The organism is Elizabethkingia miricola, from assembly GCF_001675285.1.
Classification (GTDB): Bacteria; Bacteroidota; Bacteroidia; order Flavobacteriales; family Weeksellaceae; genus Elizabethkingia; species Elizabethkingia miricola.
Window position 1 is genome coordinate 590,936 of the sequence record NZ_LSGQ01000001.1, and the last position, 20,957, is coordinate 611,892.

At 36.6% G+C, this 20,957-nt stretch carries 20 protein-coding genes and 1 riboswitch; of the genes, 15 read left to right on the top strand and 5 right to left on the bottom strand.

The genetic code is table 11. From position 1 onward, the window contains the following. Window positions 1–5: 5 nt before the first annotated feature. Complete coding sequence (locus ATE49_RS02605) at window positions 6–1,496, top strand: aminotransferase-like domain-containing protein (RefSeq protein WP_058878504.1); 1,491 nt, start codon at window positions 6–8, stop codon at window positions 1,494–1,496. A 27-nt stretch (window positions 1,497–1,523) separates the two neighbouring features. On the opposite strand, the gene ATE49_RS02610 is transcribed toward ATE49_RS02605, so the two are convergent. Next, a complete protein-coding gene (locus tag ATE49_RS02610; protein ID WP_065080964.1) occupies window positions 1,524–2,789 on the bottom strand; it encodes a chloride channel protein in 1,266 nt (421 codons plus the stop codon). Window positions 2,790–2,969: 180 nt separating this feature from the next. On the opposite strand from ATE49_RS02610, the gene ATE49_RS02615 reads away from it, so the two are divergent. From ATE49_RS02615 to ATE49_RS02650, 8 genes are all read left to right on the top strand, one after another. After that, on the top strand, window positions 2,970–3,824 hold the full coding sequence (locus ATE49_RS02615; RefSeq protein ID WP_065080965.1) for a GLPGLI family protein: 855 nt from the start codon (window positions 2,970–2,972) through the stop codon (window positions 3,822–3,824). A gap of 31 nt (window positions 3,825–3,855) precedes the next feature. Further along, window positions 3,856–4,629 carry an MBL fold metallo-hydrolase gene (locus ATE49_RS02620; RefSeq protein WP_065080966.1) on the top strand — a complete coding sequence of 258 codons (774 nt, stop codon included), beginning with the start codon at window positions 3,856–3,858 and terminating at the stop codon, window positions 4,627–4,629. A gap of 23 nt (window positions 4,630–4,652) precedes the next feature. Next, on the top strand, window positions 4,653–5,030 hold the full coding sequence (locus tag ATE49_RS02625) for a nuclear transport factor 2 family protein (protein ID WP_065080967.1): 378 nt from the start codon (window positions 4,653–4,655) through the stop codon (window positions 5,028–5,030). Between the two features lie 3 nt (window positions 5,031–5,033). Further along, entirely contained in the window at window positions 5,034–5,402 is a 369-nt protein-coding gene (locus ATE49_RS02630; protein ID WP_065080968.1) for a VOC family protein, read from the top strand. A gap of 14 nt (window positions 5,403–5,416) precedes the next feature. After that, entirely contained in the window at window positions 5,417–6,499 is a 1,083-nt protein-coding gene (locus tag ATE49_RS02635; RefSeq protein ID WP_199162007.1) for a serine hydrolase domain-containing protein, read from the top strand. Between the two features lie 25 nt (window positions 6,500–6,524). Continuing rightward, window positions 6,525–7,109 carry a Crp/Fnr family transcriptional regulator gene (locus tag ATE49_RS02640; RefSeq protein WP_065080969.1) on the top strand — a complete coding sequence of 195 codons (585 nt, stop codon included), beginning with the start codon at window positions 6,525–6,527 and terminating at the stop codon, window positions 7,107–7,109. A gap of 62 nt (window positions 7,110–7,171) precedes the next feature. Beyond that, the gene (locus ATE49_RS02645) at window positions 7,172–7,867 is read left to right on the top strand and encodes an alpha/beta hydrolase (protein ID WP_065080970.1); all 696 of its coding nucleotides are present in this window, start codon (window positions 7,172–7,174) and stop codon (window positions 7,865–7,867) included. A 179-nt stretch (window positions 7,868–8,046) separates the two neighbouring features. Further along, window positions 8,047–9,159 (top strand): serine hydrolase domain-containing protein, encoded by a 1,113-nt coding sequence (locus tag ATE49_RS02650; RefSeq protein WP_065080971.1) that lies wholly within the window; start codon window positions 8,047–8,049, stop codon window positions 9,157–9,159. Between the two features lie 26 nt (window positions 9,160–9,185). Here ATE49_RS02650 and ATE49_RS02655 read toward each other — a convergent pair whose 3' ends face one another. Further along, window positions 9,186–10,388, bottom strand: a complete 1,203-nt coding sequence (locus ATE49_RS02655) for a CynX/NimT family MFS transporter (RefSeq protein ID WP_065080972.1) — start codon at window positions 10,386–10,388, stop codon at window positions 9,186–9,188. 74 nt (window positions 10,389–10,462) lie between these two features. On the opposite strand from ATE49_RS02655, the gene ATE49_RS02660 reads away from it, so the two are divergent. The 5 genes from ATE49_RS02660 to ATE49_RS02680 all read left to right on the top strand — a co-directional run bounded on the left by ATE49_RS02660 (window position 10,463) and on the right by ATE49_RS02680 (window position 17,701). Further along, the gene (locus ATE49_RS02660; RefSeq protein ID WP_065080973.1) at window positions 10,463–11,248 is read left to right on the top strand and encodes a helix-turn-helix domain-containing protein; all 786 of its coding nucleotides are present in this window, start codon (window positions 10,463–10,465) and stop codon (window positions 11,246–11,248) included. A 336-nt stretch (window positions 11,249–11,584) separates the two neighbouring features. Then, window positions 11,585–11,768: riboswitch (cobalamin riboswitch) on the top strand. 118 nt (window positions 11,769–11,886) lie between these two features. Then, window positions 11,887–13,902: a TonB-dependent receptor gene (locus ATE49_RS02665; RefSeq protein WP_065080974.1), complete on the top strand. Its 2,016-nt coding sequence runs from the start codon at window positions 11,887–11,889 to the stop codon at window positions 13,900–13,902. Continuing rightward, window positions 13,899–15,029, top strand: a complete 1,131-nt coding sequence (locus ATE49_RS02670) for a YncE family protein (protein ID WP_065080975.1) — start codon at window positions 13,899–13,901, stop codon at window positions 15,027–15,029. The genes ATE49_RS02665 and ATE49_RS02670 overlap by 4 nt, the downstream gene beginning before the upstream one ends. A gap of 28 nt (window positions 15,030–15,057) precedes the next feature. Next, window positions 15,058–16,242, top strand: coding sequence for a PKD domain-containing protein (locus tag ATE49_RS02675; RefSeq protein WP_086980246.1), 1,185 nt, complete (start codon window positions 15,058–15,060; stop codon window positions 16,240–16,242). Window positions 16,243–16,306: 64 nt separating this feature from the next. After that, the gene (locus ATE49_RS02680) at window positions 16,307–17,701 is read left to right on the top strand and encodes a DUF5074 domain-containing protein (protein WP_065080976.1); all 1,395 of its coding nucleotides are present in this window, start codon (window positions 16,307–16,309) and stop codon (window positions 17,699–17,701) included. A gap of 75 nt (window positions 17,702–17,776) precedes the next feature. Here the strand turns inward: ATE49_RS02680 and ATE49_RS02685 are convergent, their stop codons facing one another. After that, window positions 17,777–19,306, bottom strand: coding sequence for a SulP family inorganic anion transporter (locus ATE49_RS02685; protein WP_065081013.1), 1,530 nt, complete (start codon window positions 19,304–19,306; stop codon window positions 17,777–17,779). Window positions 19,307–19,522: 216 nt separating this feature from the next. Here ATE49_RS02685 and ATE49_RS02690 point away from each other — a divergent pair, with 216 nt between their 5' ends. After that, on the top strand, window positions 19,523–19,855 hold the full coding sequence (locus ATE49_RS02690; protein ID WP_034866805.1) for a YegP family protein: 333 nt from the start codon (window positions 19,523–19,525) through the stop codon (window positions 19,853–19,855). A gap of 81 nt (window positions 19,856–19,936) precedes the next feature. On the opposite strand, the gene ATE49_RS02695 is transcribed toward ATE49_RS02690, so the two are convergent. Both ATE49_RS02695 and ATE49_RS02700 read right to left on the bottom strand, forming a co-directional pair. Beyond that, window positions 19,937–20,383, bottom strand: coding sequence for a DUF6691 family protein (locus tag ATE49_RS02695; protein WP_058878495.1), 447 nt, complete (start codon window positions 20,381–20,383; stop codon window positions 19,937–19,939). Window positions 20,384–20,393: 10 nt separating this feature from the next. Further along, on the bottom strand, window positions 20,394–20,957 hold the full coding sequence (locus ATE49_RS02700; protein ID WP_065080977.1) for a YeeE/YedE family protein: 564 nt from the start codon (window positions 20,955–20,957) through the stop codon (window positions 20,394–20,396).

Consider the following 20,957-nt stretch of genomic DNA (forward strand, 5'->3'; position numbering starts at 1 on the left):
AAATAATGAGTAGTCCGGATCAGTTTTTATACAAGAAAATAATCTATATCGATAACAAATCATCACGGCCTGTATATCTACAGATCGTTCATCAGATGATTAATGCTATTCAGCGGGGATACCTGATGAAAGGCATGAAATTATTGGGAACCAGAAGCATGAGCGATATTCTGCAGGTTCACCGTAAAACAGTTATTGCAGCCTATGAGGAACTGGACGCACAGGGATGGGTAGAAACAATTCCGAATAAGGGAACATTCGTCATTGAGAGTGGAAGTTTCAAAAACATGAATATTAAAAACCTGCAAAGGCAAGATCTGGCAACTTATCCACAACAGACAGGTTTCAGTTTTAGACAAAGCAATCTTCTGGACAATCCATTTGAGCATTCATCCTGTACTTATATCTTTAACGATGGTGTACCGGATACACGCTTGTCCCAAATCGGAAACTATTCCAGCTTTTACAGTGCCAATCTGAAACGCAAAAGCAGTTACAGAAAAATAGGCTATTACAATACTGAAGGCAGTGAATACTTTAAAGAACATCTGTCCCAATATCTTAATCTTAGCCGGGGATTGCACATCAGTAAAAATAATCTTCTGATTACCAGAAGTACGGAAATGAGTATTTATATTATTTCTGAAATACTTTTGTCTGAAGGAGACATGGTAGTCGTAGGTGATCCCAGTTATTTTGCCGTAAATATGATTTTTCAGAAATCCGGTGCAGTCATCAAAACTATTCCGGTAGATGAAGAAGGTATCCGCACTGATCTTATAGAAGAGCTTTGCAAAAAGACTAAAATAAGGATGCTTTACCTTACACCTCATCACCACTACCCGACTACAGTACCTCTTAGTGCCCAGCGGCGTATTGAATTATTATCCCTGGCCTCTCAGTATGGTTTTGCCATTGTAGAGGATGACTACGATTTCGAATTTCATTACGACAATTCAGCTATATTACCGATGGCAAGCTCTGATACCGACGGTATGGTAATTTATGTAGGTTCATTCGGCAAATCACTGGCTCCGGGTTTCCGTACCGGTTTTATTGTAGCACCAGAAAATCTGATGACAGAAATGCGTAAATATCTGGGTATTATAGACAGACAGGGAGATATTATTATGGAGCAGGCTCTGGGCGAAATGATTGCTGAAGGAGAAATTAACCGCCATCTGAAGAAATCTGCGAAAATATATAAAGAACGCCGGGATTTGTTTACGGACTTGCTTCAGAAGCATCTGAGTGATCAGGTAAAATTCAGCATTCCTTCCGGTGGATTGGCTGTATGGCTGGAGTGGCAATCTCCTGTTAATCTTTTTCAGCTGAGTGCTTATTGCCAACAACACGATCTCTTTATCCCACGCACCTTATTATATCAGAACAAAGATTACACAGCTCTCCGCCTGGGTTATGGGCATTTAGAAGAAGATGAAATGAATAAATCTTTACAAATTCTTCATGATGCAAATGAATCCCTGAAGAAATAACCATTTAACCGTGGAAGTTCATCAGGACTATTTTGTAGCCTTCATTCCGTAAGTATACACATTATAAGGTAATAAACGTTGTGCAAAAAACTTCGAAACAAAGCTTCCCAGCAATAATGGGAAGAACAACAGATAGCCATTAGGCACTAAACTACAAACCAGAAAAAGAGCTGTTAACGGAGCATAGATTGATGCAGATAAAGTTGCTGCAGCCCCAACCAATACAAAATTGATAAGAATAAGATCTGTATTAAAGTAAGTATTGCATGCCAAAGCAAATAATAACCCCAGCAACGCGCCTGAAACAATACTTGGAGCAAATACACCTCCATCTCCGCCAGCACCAAGAGTTAATGAGGATGCAACGGGTTTTAGGAATATCAGAAGTAAAAGTAGAGACATAGACACTTCCCGATGATTCAATGCCTGATTCAGGATACCTTTCAGACCATGATAGCTATCACCGTACAATACAGGCAAAAAGAAAATCATACCTCCTACAATAAGAGCTCCCAAATTTACCCGAAGGAAATTATTATCGATTTTTGAAAAGAAGTCTTTTATACGGATTACCAAAATGGTAAAATAAACTGACAAAATTCCGCCTAAAAGACTGAGTATTAAAAAGAATGGTAAAGCGCCCCATTTCCAGCCGCTAATGCTAACATCCAATAAAGGTTTACTATCGAATAAAAAGATAAATAATCCCGCAATAAGTGCAGAAGCAGTACAGCTTATAGCCAGCGATTTATTGATTTTTCGGGCTATAACTTCCATAGCAAATAACCAGCCTGCCAACGGGCTTCCAAATAATACGGCTACTCCTGCAGTTACACCAGCGCAGATCAGTTCGCGCTTATACATCTTTGCAGAAAAGCCTTGTTCATAAGCCATATTACCAACAGTAGCTGAAGCTACCACAGTAGAAACCTCAACACCTGTAGAACCCCCGAAGATTACAGTTAAAAAACCATTAAGATAATGAGACGGGATCTTGAAAAAAGGTAAATGATCTTTTCTCTGATCCAAAGTTTTATAAATTTCAGTAATCCCTTTATTTTTTCTGTTCCGAAAGAAATACTTTCTAAGGAAGTAAATCATTGTAATGCCTATAGTAGGTAATACAATAAATAACAAATGGCTATACTCTTTTGCTATAGAGAAAAGTTTCTCTTCAATATATTCGGTTAGATGCTTTAGAGAGAAGGCTAATAATGCACATATTAGGCCTACCAGCAATGATAATAATACAAGTCTGAAGTAATGTCGGACAATGACTTTTTTTCTTTCCATGTCAATGATTTACACATAAAAAATGCATTGCAAAATTAAAACAATAACAATTCTTTTCAAAATACATGAATAAATATATATACTCTGTAAAAGCTTTGTTAATCAGAAAAATAACTCTATGAAAAATTATGAATTTTCAGTAAATTGCATGTACAATCAAACATCGTCACAATAGTATATATGAACAAATTATCTCTGCTTTTTATTTTAGTATTTGGATTAGGAAATGCTCAGACACATAGATTTTTCTATGAACTGAAGTATAAAAATGACTCTACAACCCCCATTGCTAAACAAAAAACCATGGTTTTGGATATCAACCCGAAAGAAGCCAAATATTATGATTATGCTTTTTTAGAAAAAGATTCCATCAATAAAGCAAAAAACACCCAAGACACCAACTGGACAGATCAGGTACCCGTTGTTCGGAAAAGAGGATCTATAAAAAATATCAATTACGCAGCTCTTGAATTTCAGCTTTTTTCTTACGAAACAGAAGATCCTGTAAAATGGACATTGAGTAATGAAACAAAAAAATATTCCGGGTATGATATTCAAAAGGCAACATCAGATTTTGGAGGCAGAAAATGGACCGCATGGTTTACAAAAGAAATCCCTTTTTCTGAAGGACCTTATAAATTTCAGGGATTACCCGGATTAATACTTCTACTGGAAGACAACCAACAACAATTTGTCTTTTCACTGATTAAAAGCAAAAATCTTAATGAAACTTATGATACTTCTAATATTCTGGAGATAAGATACGGAAACAGACCAATTCCTGTAAGTGAGAATATATATATTAGCAAGGCTATAGAATACTTTAATGACCCTTTTCATAAAATAAGAGAAGATCTTAGAAACGGCCGCACTTCGAGCTATCAGGACAATGGCGTAACCTATACAAAAGCAGAACAACTGGTTCCCCTGATTCAGGACGAACAAAATTATATTCTGAAGTATAATAATCCAATTGAAAGAAATAAAGCTATAAAATATCCGGTTAAAAAAAATTCTAAAATAAAAGACAAATAAAACAGCATCTTTATAACAACCGCAACAGCTCATGACTGAAATACATCACATAAACTGCGTACGAATTGTTTCACCACTTAATGATAATGTCTGCGGACATTGCCTGTTGATAAAAGAAAGCAACAAGCTTATCCTTATTGATACCGGCATCGGATTTCTGGACACACAACATCCCGTTGAAAGAATAGGTCAGCAATTCATTGATATGGTAGGTTACCGTTTCAATGAAAACATTACTGCTATCCGGCAGATTGAAAACCTTGGCTTAGATCCAAAACAGGTGACTGACTGTGTCATATCTCATATGGATAACGATCACATTGGTGGAATAGCAGATTTCCCTCAGGCAACAGTACATGTTGGCGCCGAAGAATTTGACAGTTTTAATTCCGGAAACCCAAGATACCTAAAACTACCGATGGCCCACCTGCCAGCTATTAAAACATATGCTGAAAAAACCGATGAATGGTACGGCTTTGAAGCACGAAGAATTGATATAGACACCGAAGCTGAAATTTACCTCATCCCCCTTTTAGGCCATACGAAAGGACATTGCGGTGTCGCTGTAAAAGCAAAAGACCGGTGGATATTTTACATTGCAGATGCTTATTATTTGAGAGCAGAACTAGATGACAACAACCATCCTGTAAATGAATTAGCCAGGATGCGTGCTGAAAATAATGACCTGCGCATAGAGAGCATCAGCAGAATACGAAAGTTAATCGATGAACATCCTGAAATTGAAGTATTTGGTTATCACGATATAGAAGAGTTCCGATACTATAATTCCGAAACAGTACACTAACCCCAGATAAAAAGCTAAATCACATGAGCAGGAAAGAACACATTATCAGAAGCTATATCAATGCTTACAACCAGTTCGATATTCCCGGAATGGTAGCCAATCTTCACGACAATATTGTTTTTAAAAACATTCTGGACGGAGAAACCAATCTGCTTTTACAGGGAAAAAAAGAGTTCAGACAGCAGGCAGAGCTCACTAAAATTTACTTCAAAGAAAGGCAACAAAATATTACATCTGTAAAACACTCCGAAGATCATACCGAGATCGAAATAGATTACTACGCTGTTTTGGCTGCGGATATGCCGAACGGATTAAAAAAAGGAAATGAACTCCGATTATCCGGTAAATCTATTTTTAAATTTTCAGACGACAGAATTATTGAGCTTACCGATATAAGCTGAGTTATGGTAAGGACTGAAACCATAATTGCTGTAAAAAATGTATCCGCGAGCTCAGCATTTTACCAGAAGTTATTAGAATGCAGCAGTGCTCATGGCGGTGAGACTTTTGAAATACTAAAAGATGACAACACTGTAATCCTGTGTCTCCATAAATGGGGCGAGCATGAACATCCTACAATGATTGATGCTGAAAAAGAAAATGGCAACGGCCTTATTCTGTTTTTCAGAGTCAGTAATATCAACCGTATTTTAGAAAATGCTAAAAACATGCATGCTTCAATAGAAAAGGAAATTCATTACAATGAAAATTCTCTTAAAAATCAGTTTATCCTGAGAGATCCGGATAATTACTACCTTATTATCTCCGAATAAAATATAAAACTGATATGGGCAATATTAAATATACAGCAACAGGCTTATTAATATTTGTAATGAATATTATTTATCCACAAATTCAGAATGTGAATAAAGTAATAGACACAAGTATAAAGAATGATAACTTTAATGGGGCTGTCCTTCTGGCTAAAAACGGAAAAACGGAATTACTTACTTATACCGGACTGGCGGACAGACATTATAACATTGGATTTTCAGACACAACAAAATTTCATATTTTTTCTCTTACCAAAACTTTTACTGCGGTACTGATTATGCAGCTTTATGAAAGAGGAAAAATAAATCTGGATGCTCCAATTGCCACTTATTACCCTGAATATAGAGGCGAAGCAGCTCACAAAGCAACTATAAGAAATTTACTTACTTATAGCAGCGGACGAGATAATAAAGACATCAGTTCTCCTGAACTGATTCATCAGGCTTATGATAATACCATCTGGAATCTGGATGATTTTATTAATACATTTCTTTCTGAAAAGCTGGTGGATCCTCCCGGTACGAAGTTTAGTTATAATAATGGAGATTATATTCTACTGGGAAAGATTATTGAAAAAATATACAAAAAACCTTTTGAACAGGTCCTGAAAGAAGAAATATTAGTGCCTCTGAAAATGCACAACACAGGTATGCTCCATCATAATGATATTATCCAGAATATTGATGATGGTTATGTTACGGATGAATCCGGTGCATTTGCACTTCATACTCCTACCAATACTTATATTGACAATTTTTATTCTGCCGGAGCCATGTATTCAACACCTAAAGATTTACTGATTTTTGATCAGGCAGTTTTTAATCATACTATAATTAAGAAATCAACACTGGATGTTATGCTCACTTCCAATAAAGAATTAGGAGATGTGGCACTAGGTCTATGGGTTTATCCTAAAAAGTTCGGCACCATCAATACATTATTTGCAGAACGCCAGGGAGAAGGCTATGGCCACAGTGCCAATTGGGTACATTTAGTTGATAAAAATATTTCATTGATTATTTTATCCAATACAAAGGATATTAAATACCTGAATAAAATGCGTGAAAAGCTGATTTCCGCTTACTACAGCCAATAGTTTGGTCAAAAAAAACAACACAAATATGAAAGAAATACTTGATGACTATGAAACATATGGACCTTTGTTCTTAGTAGACAGGGAGCATTATGAAGAATTTTGCAGCTATCTGAAAAAAATGACCTTAAGAAAATCAGAATATTTTCTTAAAGAAGGTGAACAGTGTGAATATTTAGGTTTCCTGAAAGAAGGACTTATGCGGACATTCTATATCAACGAAAACGGAGAAGATATCAACTTTAATTTTCAGTTTAATCATCATTTTTTTACAGACTATGAGAGTATTCTTCAGAATGTAAAATCCAAAATGAACATTAAGGCCCTAAAAGATTCGGAAATCATGCTATTGCATAAAGATGATCTGCAAAAATTGTATCAGAAAGAAGCATACTGGCAGGAATTCGGCAGAAAAATGACAGAAGTAATCTATCTAAGTGCCCAAAAGAGAATTGAAGAACTTCTGTACTATGTTCCGGAAAGAAGGTACTATAATCTATTATCAGAAAACCCTCAGGTTTTTCAGTTAATCCCGCTGAAACATATTGCAAGCTATCTGGGGATAAAACCTCAGTCTCTGAGCAGAATAAGAAACAGAACAGTAAAACATTAACTTAGGTGAAGCATTTTTAGCTGCCATCAATTATATCTTTGTTACTACCAAAACATAACATTATGGAAACAAACAGCGTAACAATTATTTTAGTTCACGGAGCCTGGGGCGATGGCTCACATTGGAGACATGTTATTGAAAATCTTCACAATGAAGACTATATTGTAAGAAGTGTTCAGCTTCCTCTAACATCTTTAGAAGATGATATTCAGAAAACAAGAGACCTTATCGATATGCAGGAAGGCAGGGTTATTCTGGTAGGCCACTCCTATGGAGGAGCAGTAATTTCTGGTGCCGGCCATCATGACAAAGTTATCGGTCTTGTATATATTGCAGCTTTTGCTCCAGATAAAGGAGAAAGCCTTGGTGGTATTTTTGCCAGAAGAGAGCAGCCTTCAGGAGCCGCAAATATTTATCCTGATGCTAAAGGTTTTTTATGGATAAAGTATGACAAATTCCATGAAAGTTTTGCACAGGATCTTAATCTCGACGATACAGCGGTAATGTCCCTATCTCAAAAGCCAATTCATGGGAGCATTTTCGGTACCGAAGCCGGAGAGCCCGCCTGGAAAACTAAACCAAACTGGTATCAGATTTCCGATCAGGATCACATGATTCCGCCTGCAACACAAAAGGAAATGGCAGAGCGTATGGATCCAAGAAGGATTTTACACCTGGATGCCAGCCATGCATCATTGGCAACACATCCAAAAGAAGTTACAGATCTAATCAAAGAAGCAGTTAGTCTTATGTACTAAAATTTTCGGCTTACTTATTATACAAAACCTCTCTTATAGGGAGGTTTTTGCTTTTTTGTTAAAACTATGATAAAATAATTTATATATCACTAATAAAATAGTTGTACATATTAAATCTTTATCTAACTTTACATAACTAAATAATTAGTCATATTTGTTTTCACCAAACTTTTATTAATATGAAACCAATCTTAATTAGCTTTTTAGCATTCATCTTATGCCAGCAAATTTCTGCACAGGAAGTAAATTATGATGAGGCAAACAAAAAAACTGATGCCTTTATTCAGAAAAAGATGAAAGACCTCAGCATTCCGGGTATTGCTGTCGCTGTAATAAAAAACGGAAAAATAGTGAAGAAAACTGTTTACGGAACAGCAAATATAGAATGGAACAATAAAGTTACACCTCATTCTGCTTTTCAAATTGCCTCTTGTACCAAGCTACTTACCTCTACTCTCTTGCTGAAAAGCATTTATAATAAAAAAATAGATTTGTATGAATCGCTGGGCAAGTATCTGGATTCAATTCCTGAAGCATGGAAGAAAATAAAAATAACAAATCTGATTAGCCATTCCAGTGGAATTCCTGAATTTTATGAGAGTAATACCTATCTGCCAACAAAAGAAATTGTAAAACAGATAAAAGATAAACCATTACTTTTTGAACCCGGGACAAAAGAGCAATACGGACAGTCGGATTTCATGGTATTATCTTATATCTTCGAAAAAATATACAACAAGCCCTTTACCAGAATTTTGCATGACGAAGTAATTATCCCACTGGGTATGACTGATGGCGGATATGATATGGAATATAAAGTAGATGGAAGGTTTCTAAAGACAGATTTGATAAAAGAAAAAGTGACTACCTATTACGACGATGCCGGTAAACTGGTTAGTTACAAGTTTCTTTATCCACAATATACTTATCCTGGAGGCGGTTACTTCGCATCTATTAGTGATATGGCTAACTGGGCAGCCGGACTGGATAAGAGTACATTATTCCCATTGGATTTTGCAAATGAACTGGCATACAGCAGTGAAAAATTGGGAGATAAAACCGCTGAATTCTCAAAAGTAGGCTGGGCTTTGGAAAACGACGGAAATATATTTTATGGAGGACATAGCGGCGGTCCGGGACTTGGAGATATTTTAAGATTCCCGAAAGAAAAAATAACCATAATCACCTTATCAAATGACGGAGAGTTATATCCTCAATTCTCACGGGCTATTGCATCGTGGTATGTAAAAGGCCTATCTCCAAAATTAGAAATAAAAAAATTCGACAGATAAATATGGTTATTCTTTAATTGACCTATTTAATCTTCAACATATCTCCTGCCTGCTGCTCTGAATCCGAAAAAGAACATCAGAAGAACTGCGACTGCCAGAAAATAAAAAGAACTCTGCCAACCGGAATCCCAATCATGTAATTTACCAAATACAGGAGGGCCAAAAGCTGCGATAAGATAACCAACAGATTGTGCCATTCCGGATATTTTAATAGCATTGGCACTGGACTTTGTACGCAGCGAGAAAAACAGAATGGAAAGGCTGAATGATAAACCATTTGAAAGTCCTAATAATACTGCCGTAAAATATACCCAGTCCGATTTCAGCCATGTAAACATAAGTATGCTCGCCAGCATAGGTATACAGACAAAGAATATCATAATCTTCTGATCCTTCATCTTATTAGCAATAATTGGCCCTACAAATGTAATAGGAAGCATTGCAATCTGAATGGCAAACAAAACCCAACCCGGTGCATTACCCGTCATTCCATAATCACCCAAAACTGCCGGCAGCCAGGAAACAAGACTATAATAAACCAAAGACTGCAATCCCATAAATATACTAATATTCCATGCCTGAGTAGATTTGAACATATTAAAATCCGACTTGGCCATATCTGTTTTCTGTTGCTGTGCAGAATTTTTATTAAAAATAAGTTCCAGTATTACAACCAATAAAGCCAATAATGCTATTATCAGCCATATCCCCAGAGAGCCCTGCCACCCATATCCTGTCCACTGCCCGATACTAATACTGTAACCGGATGCCAAAGCTGCTGTAAGATTCATTGCTACAGCAAATATTCCGGTCATAAGACCAATCTGTTTTGGAAAATTATTTTTGATATATCCCGGTGTTATTACATTACCAATGGCAATCCCAAGACCTATAAAAACAGAGCCTGAAAATAGCGTCCATACAGAGCCAAATACCCTCAGAAACAATCCGAAGCTAAGAATAATCAGTGCATATAATAAAAATCTGTTGATACTGAGTTTATGTGAAAAACGGCTAACCAGTACCGAACAACTGGCGAACATAAACAAGGGTATAGAGGTAAGCAGGCTGCTCTGAAAATGGTCCAGATGCAAGGTGCTCCCTATCTGATCCAATACCGGACCAACAGCTGTTATAGGAGATCTTAGATTACTGGATACCAGTATAACAACTAAAACATTAATCAGTAATAAAAAAACTGAGGCTTCTTTTCTTGTTTCGTACTTCATCGTCATAAAGATTAGAGTACAAAAGTAATTACGTAATTTTATTTAAATTTGCCATAATATTAATATAAAACGACATGAGCTGCAGTCAGAATCCCATTAATATAGATGATATAGAAAAGCCTTATTTTGTTTGGTTTGAAGACAACTGGATACATGATGATGAATTGCACTCGCATCATAAAGGCCAGCTGGTATATGTGGAAAGCGGCTTCCAATATCTGACTGTTGAAGGAAAAATTTATCTTTTACCTCAAAATCATGCTGCCTGGATACCATCAGGGCATATCCATAAGACCAATTCGCATTCAGAAAAGATCAGACTGATGATTATGTTTTTCGAAATCGATAAAGATGACTCGTTCTATAAAGAAGTCAGCGTTTTTCTTGTTCCTCCGGTTCTAAAAGAGATGATTAAATATGCTGAAAAGTGGTCAAAAAAGATACAGGAGGATCCACATGAAACTTTATTTTTAAAGACTTTGAGTAATGAACTTCCACAATTTGTTGCACGTTCACTGCAATTGCATATCAGTCCCCCGGAGGATAAAAGATTGTGCAAAGCCATCGACTATCTTCATGAGCATTACACGGAAGATCTGAGTATGGAAGATCTGAGCGAGATTGCAGCACTGTCCTTGCGTACACTGGAACGGATTTTCAAAAAAGAAACAGGATTAACGCTAAGTAAATACCAGCAAATGCTCCGCATTATTAAAAGCCTGGAACTATTAAGTGACCAGCAATGGACTATTTCCGAAATAGCTTTTAAAACAGGTTATAAAAGCTTACAAGCCTATACCAATAGCTTTTTTTCTGTCATGCAATACCGCCCCAGTGAGTTTCTGAAAAAATTAGTTTAAAGCTCTGTCTTTTTTATCAGTTTATTTTTGAGCAACAATAATACTCCGGCTATTAAAAGGCATATAATACTGGACCATGCCAGATTCTGGATTCTGTAATGGGCTATCCTGCAACTGTTCTTCGTTATGTAAATTCATACATTTAATTACTCACTATTAAGTGATAAATATTATATTTGTGTTGTAAATAGTCCTCCCCCGACTATTTACGTTTATTGGACTAATAAGTTATATAGGTGAGAAAGCCGGCTGCCTTTATGTATGATGAAGAAGTGGTCGGCATTCTCTTTTTACTGCTTTATATCTCAACCACTTACATTACATTATAAATACCTATATTTGCCACCAGTTTTTGGTGCACCTTAAAAAGTGCTTAAAAGGGAATCAGGTGTAAATCCTGAACAGACCCGCTGCTGTAAACTTCATAAAAAACCTTAGCAATAAGTCACTGTTACTATCGGTAATGGGAAGGCGCGAAAGAGAAGTAAGTCAGAAGACCTGCCAGAAGTATATGTTTGATGCTTTCGTGGAATAAAGCTATATCGACCTGAATAAACTCTTCCGGATTTCTCTCCGGGATAGTCATGTACTGATATTCTCTGCAAAGGCATAAACATTTTTTGATAAATGTAAAGCCAATGCTAAAAAGACGATCCTCTTTCTGTTTACTTTCTTTACTTCTGCTTTTTGCAGCCGGATATACTTTTGCTCAGAAAAAGGATACAACACGAATAAGAGAAGTAGAAGCTGTAGATATTTTCAAGAAAAATTCCCGTACTGTTCTCCCGCCTCAGAAGTTAACATCTGACATTATTGAAAAGCTGAACAATAATTCAGTTGCCGATGCACTTCGATACTTTTCCGGTGTTCAGATTAAAGATTACGGTGGTGTCGGCGGACTAAAGACTGTTGATATCCGAAGTCTCGGAGCACAGCACGTTGGTGTTTTCTATGATGGAATTCCCATTGGAAATGCACAAAACGGAATTGTAGATCTTGGCAAGTTTTCTCTGGATGATCTGGAAGAAATAACCTTATACAATGGCCAGAAAAGTGATATTTTCCAACCGGCAAAAGATTTTGGAAGCTCGGGGACCATTTATCTTCAGCCTAAAAAGCCTGTATTCAGAGACAGCAGGACAACCAATCTTACAGTCCGCACGAAAAGTGGTTCTATACAAACTTTCAATCCTTCTTTCAGATTAGAGCAAAAGCTTTCTAATTCTGTTTCTGCATCCTTTAGCGGAGAATATCTGGATACTGACGGAATTTATAAGTTCAGATATTACCGGAAATATCCTAATGGTCAGATAGCCTATGACACCATAGCAAAGCGACATGATGCGGATGTAAAGGCAAAAAGATTTGAGACCAGCATTAACGGAGATCTGAAAAATGGAAAATGGGACCTGAGAGCTTATGCCTATTTATCTAACCGCGGGTTACCTGGTGCTATTGTAAACGGGCGATTCGGTGACGAAGGGCAGAGATTGAAAGATGCCAATTATTTTGTTCAGGGGAGCTGGATGCAGAAAATATTCCCGAAAGTACAAACACAGCTGAAAGCTAAATTTGCATACGATTACAATCGCTATATCGATACCCTTGCACCCCAGCGTCCAAAAATCGACAATCAGTACATACAGCGGGAGTTTTACATCTCCTCCTCTACCCTATACCAAATCAACAATAACTGGGATGTAGCTATTTCAGCAGATTTCCAGTACAATAATATGGCTGCAAATCTTTATAATTTCAGTTATCCCAAACGTTACACTACCCTTCTTGCTTTAGCTACTAATTACCGTTGGGGAAGACTGAAAGCACAGGGAAGTTTACTCGGAACCTTTGTCCAGAATAAAGTTTTACAAAACGCAGCTCCGGGAGATGAAAATAAATGGACACCTGCCCTTTTTATCAATTATCAGCCCTTCAGTCAACATGAATTTTATTTAAAGGCTTTCTATAAGCAGGTTTTCAGGCTTCCAACTTTCAATGAAATGTATTACAAAACATTGGGAATATCACTCCTGAAACCCGAATTTACTCACCAGTATGATTTTGGCTTTGCCTATCGGAAAAACTTCTCGCGGGGAATTGTAAAAAATATCAGCCTTAATGTGGACGGCTACTACAATGATGTCACCAATAAGATTACTTCAACCTTTAATGGTAATATGTTTATCTGGATGAATCTGAGTCTGGGCAAAGTAGAAATTATAGGAACAGATGTCAATCTTCAAAGTGAATTGGAATTAGGTCAATGGCGTATACGCCCGCTCCTGACTTATACCTACCAAAGAGCAAGAGATTTTACAGATCCTAAAAAAAGTTACTACGGCCACCAGATTCCCTACACACCATGGAACAGTGGCAGCTTTGCTCTGATGACAGAATACAAATCATGGGGTCTGAACTATAGTTTTGTTTATGTTGGTGAGCGTTATGATTCCAGTCAGAATAACATTCAGTACAATTATTTACTTCCATGGTATACCCATGATCTGTCTGTACAAAAAACTTTTAAACTGGATAAACACCAGTTGAAAGCATCCTTCGAGGTCAATAATCTTTTCAATCAATATTATGATGTTGTACTTAACTATCCTATGCCCGGACGCAACTTCAGGTTTACTTTAAATTTTACATTATGAAATTAAAAAATTTAGCTTTCCTTTTACTTACTGTTTTCCTCACATCTTGTCGTGGAGATCAGTATATCATTCAGAAAGAGACAGAAGAAGTAACTCTACCTCAGAAAACAGAAATCAAAGGTTTCTACCTTCTTAATGAAGGAAATATGAACAGCAATAAAGCAACGCTGGATTATTTTGATTATGCAAAAGGAACTTACTTCCGTAATATCTATGCAGAGGCTAATCCCAATGTAGTAAAAGAGCTTGGTGATGTAGGTAATGACATTAAAATTTATGGCAATAAAATGTATATTGTTGTAAATGCATCCAATAAAGTTGAAGTACTGGATGCCAGAACCGTAAAAAAAATAAAAAGCATTACAGTGGAAAATGGCAGGTCTTTAGCTTTTGCTAACGGTAAAGCTTATGTTTCCTCTTATGCAGGGCCTATATCTGTGGATCCGAAGGCACCCTTGGGAAAAGTAATGGAAATAGACACTATCTCATTATCGGTTACCCGCGAAGCAATAGTTGGATATCAACCAGAGGAAATGGCTATAGTGAAAAACAAACTTTATGTTGCTAACTCCGGAGGCTATCGTGTACCTAATTATGACAGAACAGTTTCTGTTATCGATTTAGCTAATTTTAAAGAAACTACTAAATACGACATTGCCATTAACCTGAATAAACTAAAAGTGGATGCTAACGGCGATCTGTATGTAACTTCCAGAGGCGACTATCAAACGGTATCCTCTAATTTATTTATTGTAGACAGTCAAACCGGAGCTATTAAAAAGACTTTCAATATTCCAGTGAGTAATTTTACCATTGTTAATAACAAGCTCTACTACTTCAGCAATGAATTTAGCTATAATACCTTAGGCTATGTAAAATCTTATGGTATTATCGATCTTAAAACCAAAGAGGTTATTACTAAAAAACTATTTGATTCCAAATATGAAACAGAAATAGAAACTCCTTATGGCATTACTGTAAATCCAATTACAGAGGATTTGTATATAACCGATGCCGGTAATTATGTTTCTACAGGAAGCCTGTACTGTTTCGACAAAAACGGAACCTTCAAATGGAAAACCGAAGGTGGAAATATCCCTGCACATTTTGCCTTTTTATACAAATAAACATTGACACTATACTAAAAAATTACCCATGAAATTTTCAGACAAAGCAAACATCGCTAAAACATTTTTACTGGGAGGTATTATACTTACAAGCCTCTACAATTGTTCTTCAGATTCCGAGACTGTAGCTCCCACTCCACAAAGCCCATTACAAACTACTTATCAGGTGGATCGTATGAAAGTATTAAATATTACAAATGATGCTGTTAGCGATCCAAATGCTAAATATACATGGAGTACTAAAGATTCAATTCTTTCCAATGAAAAAAATCTAGATTTTATCAGCATCAGTGCTAAATCTTATCCCGTAACTCTTAAGGTTGAATCTAACGGAAAAACCTTTACTTACAATACCACAGTAAATGTTCAGCAGGAAAAAACTCCTTACAGCAAACATATCAGCGAAGTTCTGGACTTCTTACCTGCTCCGGGACAATTTGTTAACGATCTTCCAAAATATGTAAGTGGTGACACTAAAGATATCATAGTAAAAAAGGCAAATGATGCTGTAGCCAAAGGAGCAAATGGAATGATACATCTGGGAGGCTTTGGAGGTTATGTTACATTTAAATTTGACCACACTATTGTAAACGGACCTGGAAAGGATTTTAAAGTTTTAGGAAATGCTTTTGCCGGAAATTCAGAACCCGGGATTATAATGGTTGCATTTGATAAAAATAAAAATGGAAAGCCAGATGATGACGAGTGGTATGAAATAGCAGGCAGTGAATACTTCAAAGATTCAACTATTAAAAACTACAGCATTACCTATTATAAACCCGACGAATCCAAAGCTCCGGTAAGAGGCACCGCAAATTGGCAGACGGATACGGAATATATCCGCTGGGAAGACAATCAGGGGAATAAAGGTTATTTAACTAAAAATTCTTATCATAAACAAAGCTACTATCCGATGTGGATTGGTGAATCCTCTATCACTTTTAAAGGAACCAGAGTAGCAGATAACTTCAAACAAGGGACTAATGGAATTTGGAGCTCACCTGCATTGGAATTTGGTTATGCCGATAATGTTCCTAACGATAATGAAGCTTCCAATATTGATATTTCCTGGGCCGTAGATAAAAGCGGAAAATATGTAAAGTTACCCGGAATTGATTTTATAAAAATATATGGTGCTATTCGTCAGGAAAGCGGAATATTAGGAGAAGTAAGTACAGAAGTTACCGGAGCCTACGATCTACGAATTAAATAACTTCTTTATCAGAAAACACAAAACTACTATATATCAACTATTTATTAAACAATTAAAAAAAATTATGAGAAAAGCATATACTTCTTTTGCTTTACCTTTATTGAGTTTACTCGCGCTGTCATCATGTTCTAATGATGATTTTGTTGAACCGTTAGAATCTACTCCTTCAGCTGTAGTATCTACACAAGGATTTTATGTTGCCAACGAAGACTGGTTTGGACACGATAACGGCTCTGTAAACTATTTTAAAAACGATGGTTCCATTATATACAGAGCATATCGTGCAGCCAACAATGGTGAAAAACTGGGTATAACTACACAATTTGCCACTATTTACGGTAACAATGCTTACCTAATATCCAAGCAGAAAAACAGATTAGTTGTGGCAGATGCCAAAACTTTAAAAATGAAAGCTGTGCTTACCGAAATTGGTGGTGACGGACGTGCCTTTGTGGGTATAAACCCTAAGAAAGCTTATATTTCTACAGGTAACGGAATTTCTATATTCAATATTGAAACACTAAAAGTAGAAGGGAGTATCACAGGAGTGAGCGGCCAAACGGGAAATATGCTTTTAGTAGGTGATTATGTAATTGCTATCACACAATCGAAGGGAGCTTATGTAATCAATACCAAAACCAATACTGTAGAAAAATTAATCAGCGGAACCGACTTTGCTTCTGTTGTACAAAGTAAAGATGGTAAAGTATGGATAGGAGCCAATAAAAAATTAATCCAGATCGATCCTTATACATTAGAAAAAACGGACGAAATTGATATTACAAATGCTCCAATCGGTGCAACATGGTATGCATGGACTGCAGGAAGCCTTTCTGCGAGTACAAAACAAAATGTATTGTATTGGGCAAAGGGAAATTCAGTTGTGAAATATAATATAGCAACTAAATCACTTAATACTTCTTTTTATGATTTAGGCAAAGACGATCAGGGTGTACAGCTTTCTTTTTACGGAGCAGGACTGCGTGTAGATCCATTGACAGATAAACTTGTATTAACGGTAAAACGTAATGGCTGGGGCGATGCCGGCAGTTACAACTGGATACATATCGTAGGCAATACCGGTACTTTAGAAAAGAGCATCGTTGTAAATGGAGGTAATGGTACCAGTTCCCAAGACGAACGTTATTACTGGTTCCCGGCAGTACCTTTCTTCGAAGATGTAAATGCGCCAGAAATTTTATTGAACAAGATAATTATAGCACCTGGAAAAAGAAGAGCTATTGCCCTGAATGATAAGATTGTTGATGCTGATAATATTTCTTCTTCTATTGTAAAATCTATCAGCGCTAAAGGAACTGAACTTGCCACTTACGAGCTGAAAACAGATTCGCTTATTATAAAAGCTAAAGAATTGACAGGAAAAGAAAGAATTACCATTTCGGCAGTTTCTAATGGTAAATATGTAGAAAAAACAGTCAATATAGACGTTACACAATAATAATTTAAAGTAATTTAACTTGTAAGAAAGGGATCCGAATATTCAGATCCCTTTCTTCATTTTTATTTGATAAAACTATTCCGGCATTACATTATACACAGGATCCTCTTCAATATCTACCTCTATAAATCCGCCGGCGTTTTCCAACAAGCGTATACAATCTGCACTCAGGTGTCTTAATACAACCTCTTTATTATGATTTTTATATTGCTCTGTCAATTTTTTTAATACTTCAATAGCCGACATATCTGCTACACGGGATTCTTTAAAATCAATAATTATTTTGTCTGTGTCTGTAAGCGCATCAAATTTATCCATAAAAGCTGTTGTACTTCCGAAAAACAGCGGTCCGTATATTTCATATACTCTGTTTCCATTTTCATTCAGAGATTTTCGTGCACGTATTCTTTTAGCATTGTCCCATGCAAATACCAATGCAGAAATAATAACACCTACTAACACAGCTAGTGCAAGATTATGAAGTACAACTGTTATAACAGCTACCAATATTCCGACAAAAATATCGGACTTGGGCATTTTATTCACAATCTTTAAAGAAACCCACTGAAATGTTCCTATTGCCACCATCATCATTACACCAACCAAAGCTGCCATAGGAATCTGTTCGATCACTGGTCCGCCCACCAGAATAATCAGCAGTATCGTTAATGCTCCTATAATTGCAGATATTCTGGTTCTGGCTCCCGCTCCAATATTGACAAGTGTTTGAGCAACCATAGCACATCCGCCCATTCCTCCGAAAAAGCCATTGACAATATTAGCTGTACCCTGAGCCATTGCTTCTCTGTTGGACTCTCCTTTTGTTCTGGTAATTTCATCCACCATATTTAGCGTCAGCAAAGATTCCACAAGCCCCACTCCTGCCATAATCAGGGAATAGGGAAAGATTATCTTAAGCGTTTCCGTATTAAATGGAATTGCAGGTATATGAAAAGAAGGTAATGATCCGCTTACTGAAGCAATATCCACAACTTTTTTAGTATCTATATTCAGAAAATAGGCAAGAACCGATACTATGATAATAGCTACCAAAGATGATGGAACAGCCTTTGTAATTTTCGGAAAAATAAGTACTATGGCAATTGTAAGTAATGTAAGCCCGGCCATTATATACAGCATACTTCCGTTCATCCAGCCACTCACTCCATTCTGTACTATTTTGAATTGAGCCACCTGAGCCATAAAAATAATAATTGCCAAACCATTCAGAAAGCCATACATTACAGGCTGCGGGATTAGTCTTACAAATTTCCCTAATTTAAAAATGCCCACCAATAACTGAAGTATACCAGCCAATACAACTGCTGCCAGCAGATATTGTACTCCATGAGAAGCAGCCAAAGCCATCAGCACAACAACAGTAGCTCCTGCACCACCGGACACCATTCCGGGTCTGCCTCCCAAAACAGCCGTCACAATTCCCATAAGGAAAGCAGCATAAAGTCCCATTAATGGAGATAAGCCTGCTAATATGGCAAAGGACAGAGATTCCGGAATCATGGTCATGGCTACGGTTAGTCCTGCCAGTATTTCATTCTTAAAATTGATATTCCGGAGTGATTGAAAATTTAAAAGATTATTCATAAAGCTGAGTGTATAAATTCCGGCCTCAGAGAATCCCGGCCAAAAAAGTATTTTGCAATTCAAAGTTTATCTGATACAAAATACTGCCTGCAAAAATACGGAAAACTATAGATGCTGAAAAGCACAAGCCGGAAATATCTTTATAACAACTCCTATCCAACAAACACATAAAGTATTATATTTCAGATATTTTCATTAACTTTAAACAAAAACATTATGGGAAAATTTGAAATTTCAAAAAGAAAAAATGGTGAATTTCAGTTTAATCTGAAAGCAACTAACGGGCAGGTAATCTTAGCAAGCGAAGGTTATTCCACTAAGGCTAACTGCGAAAATGGTATAGAATCGGTAAAGAAAAATTCACAGGATGAGAATAAATTCGACAAGAAGACTTCATCCAATGGCAAGCATTATTTCAACCTCAAAGCAACAAACGGGCAGATTATTGGTACAAGCGAAATGTATGAAAGTGCAGCCGGCAGAGATAACGGTATAGCTTCTGTAAGAAATAATGCTCCTGAAGCTTCCGTAGAAGATACAACAGTATAAATTATTATTCAATAACAACATAAACCCCACAGATCTAAAAATCTATGGGGTTTTATATTTATACCTAAAGTATATATCAAATTAATGTGGTAATCTGCTCCTTATCAATCCATATACCCATGTTCCGGCTATTGCACTTAGCAATGTAACAATGATAACGGTAACACCCGTACCTATTTGTGCAAACAGGGGTCCGGGACATGCACCGGTAACAGCCCATCCGAAACCAAACAACAACCCTCCATAGATTTGGCCTTTATTAAACTGCTTAGGCGTAATAGAAATTGACTCTCCGTGAATAGTTTTAATATTGAACTTCTTGATGATCCAGACTGAAATCATTCCCGTAAGTACAGCACTTCCTATAATTCCGTACATATGAAAAGACTGAAGTCTGAACATCTCCTGAATACGGAACCAACTGACCACTTCAGATTTTACAAAGATAATTCCAAAAAGGATCCCTACTAACATATATTTCAGGTTGGAATACCACTTGCTCCTTACTTTTTTTAAATTATTATTCATGTATTACAGATTAAAGACTAAGAATAAAGGGTAGAATTAAATTTGCCATAATAAAACCACCCACCATAAAACAAATTGTAGCAATTAATGAAGGCCATTGCAGATTAGACAACCCCATAATTGCATGTCCGCTTGTACAACCTCCCGCATAGCGGGTACCGAATCCTACTAAAAATCCACCAACAATCATCATGATAAACCCTCTTATACTAAGCAATGCGCTCCAGTTGAATATTTCTGCTGGCACCATATTACCATAATCAGTAATTCCATAACTGCTCAATTCTTCAGCAAGTTTTGGATTTACCTTAACAGGATCGGAATTATTTAACAAAGTAACCGCTATAACTCCACCCAAAAATATTCCGAATACAAAAAACAGATTCCATGCTTCTTTCTTCCAATCGTATTTAAAAAAAGAAATATTAGCAGGTATACATGAGGCGCAAATATGCCGTAATGATGAGCTTATTCCAAAAGATTTATTCCCCAGAATTAGCAATACAGGTACAGTAAGCCCAATGAGCGGACCAGCAATATACCATGGCCAAGGTTGTTTCAAAAATTCTATCAT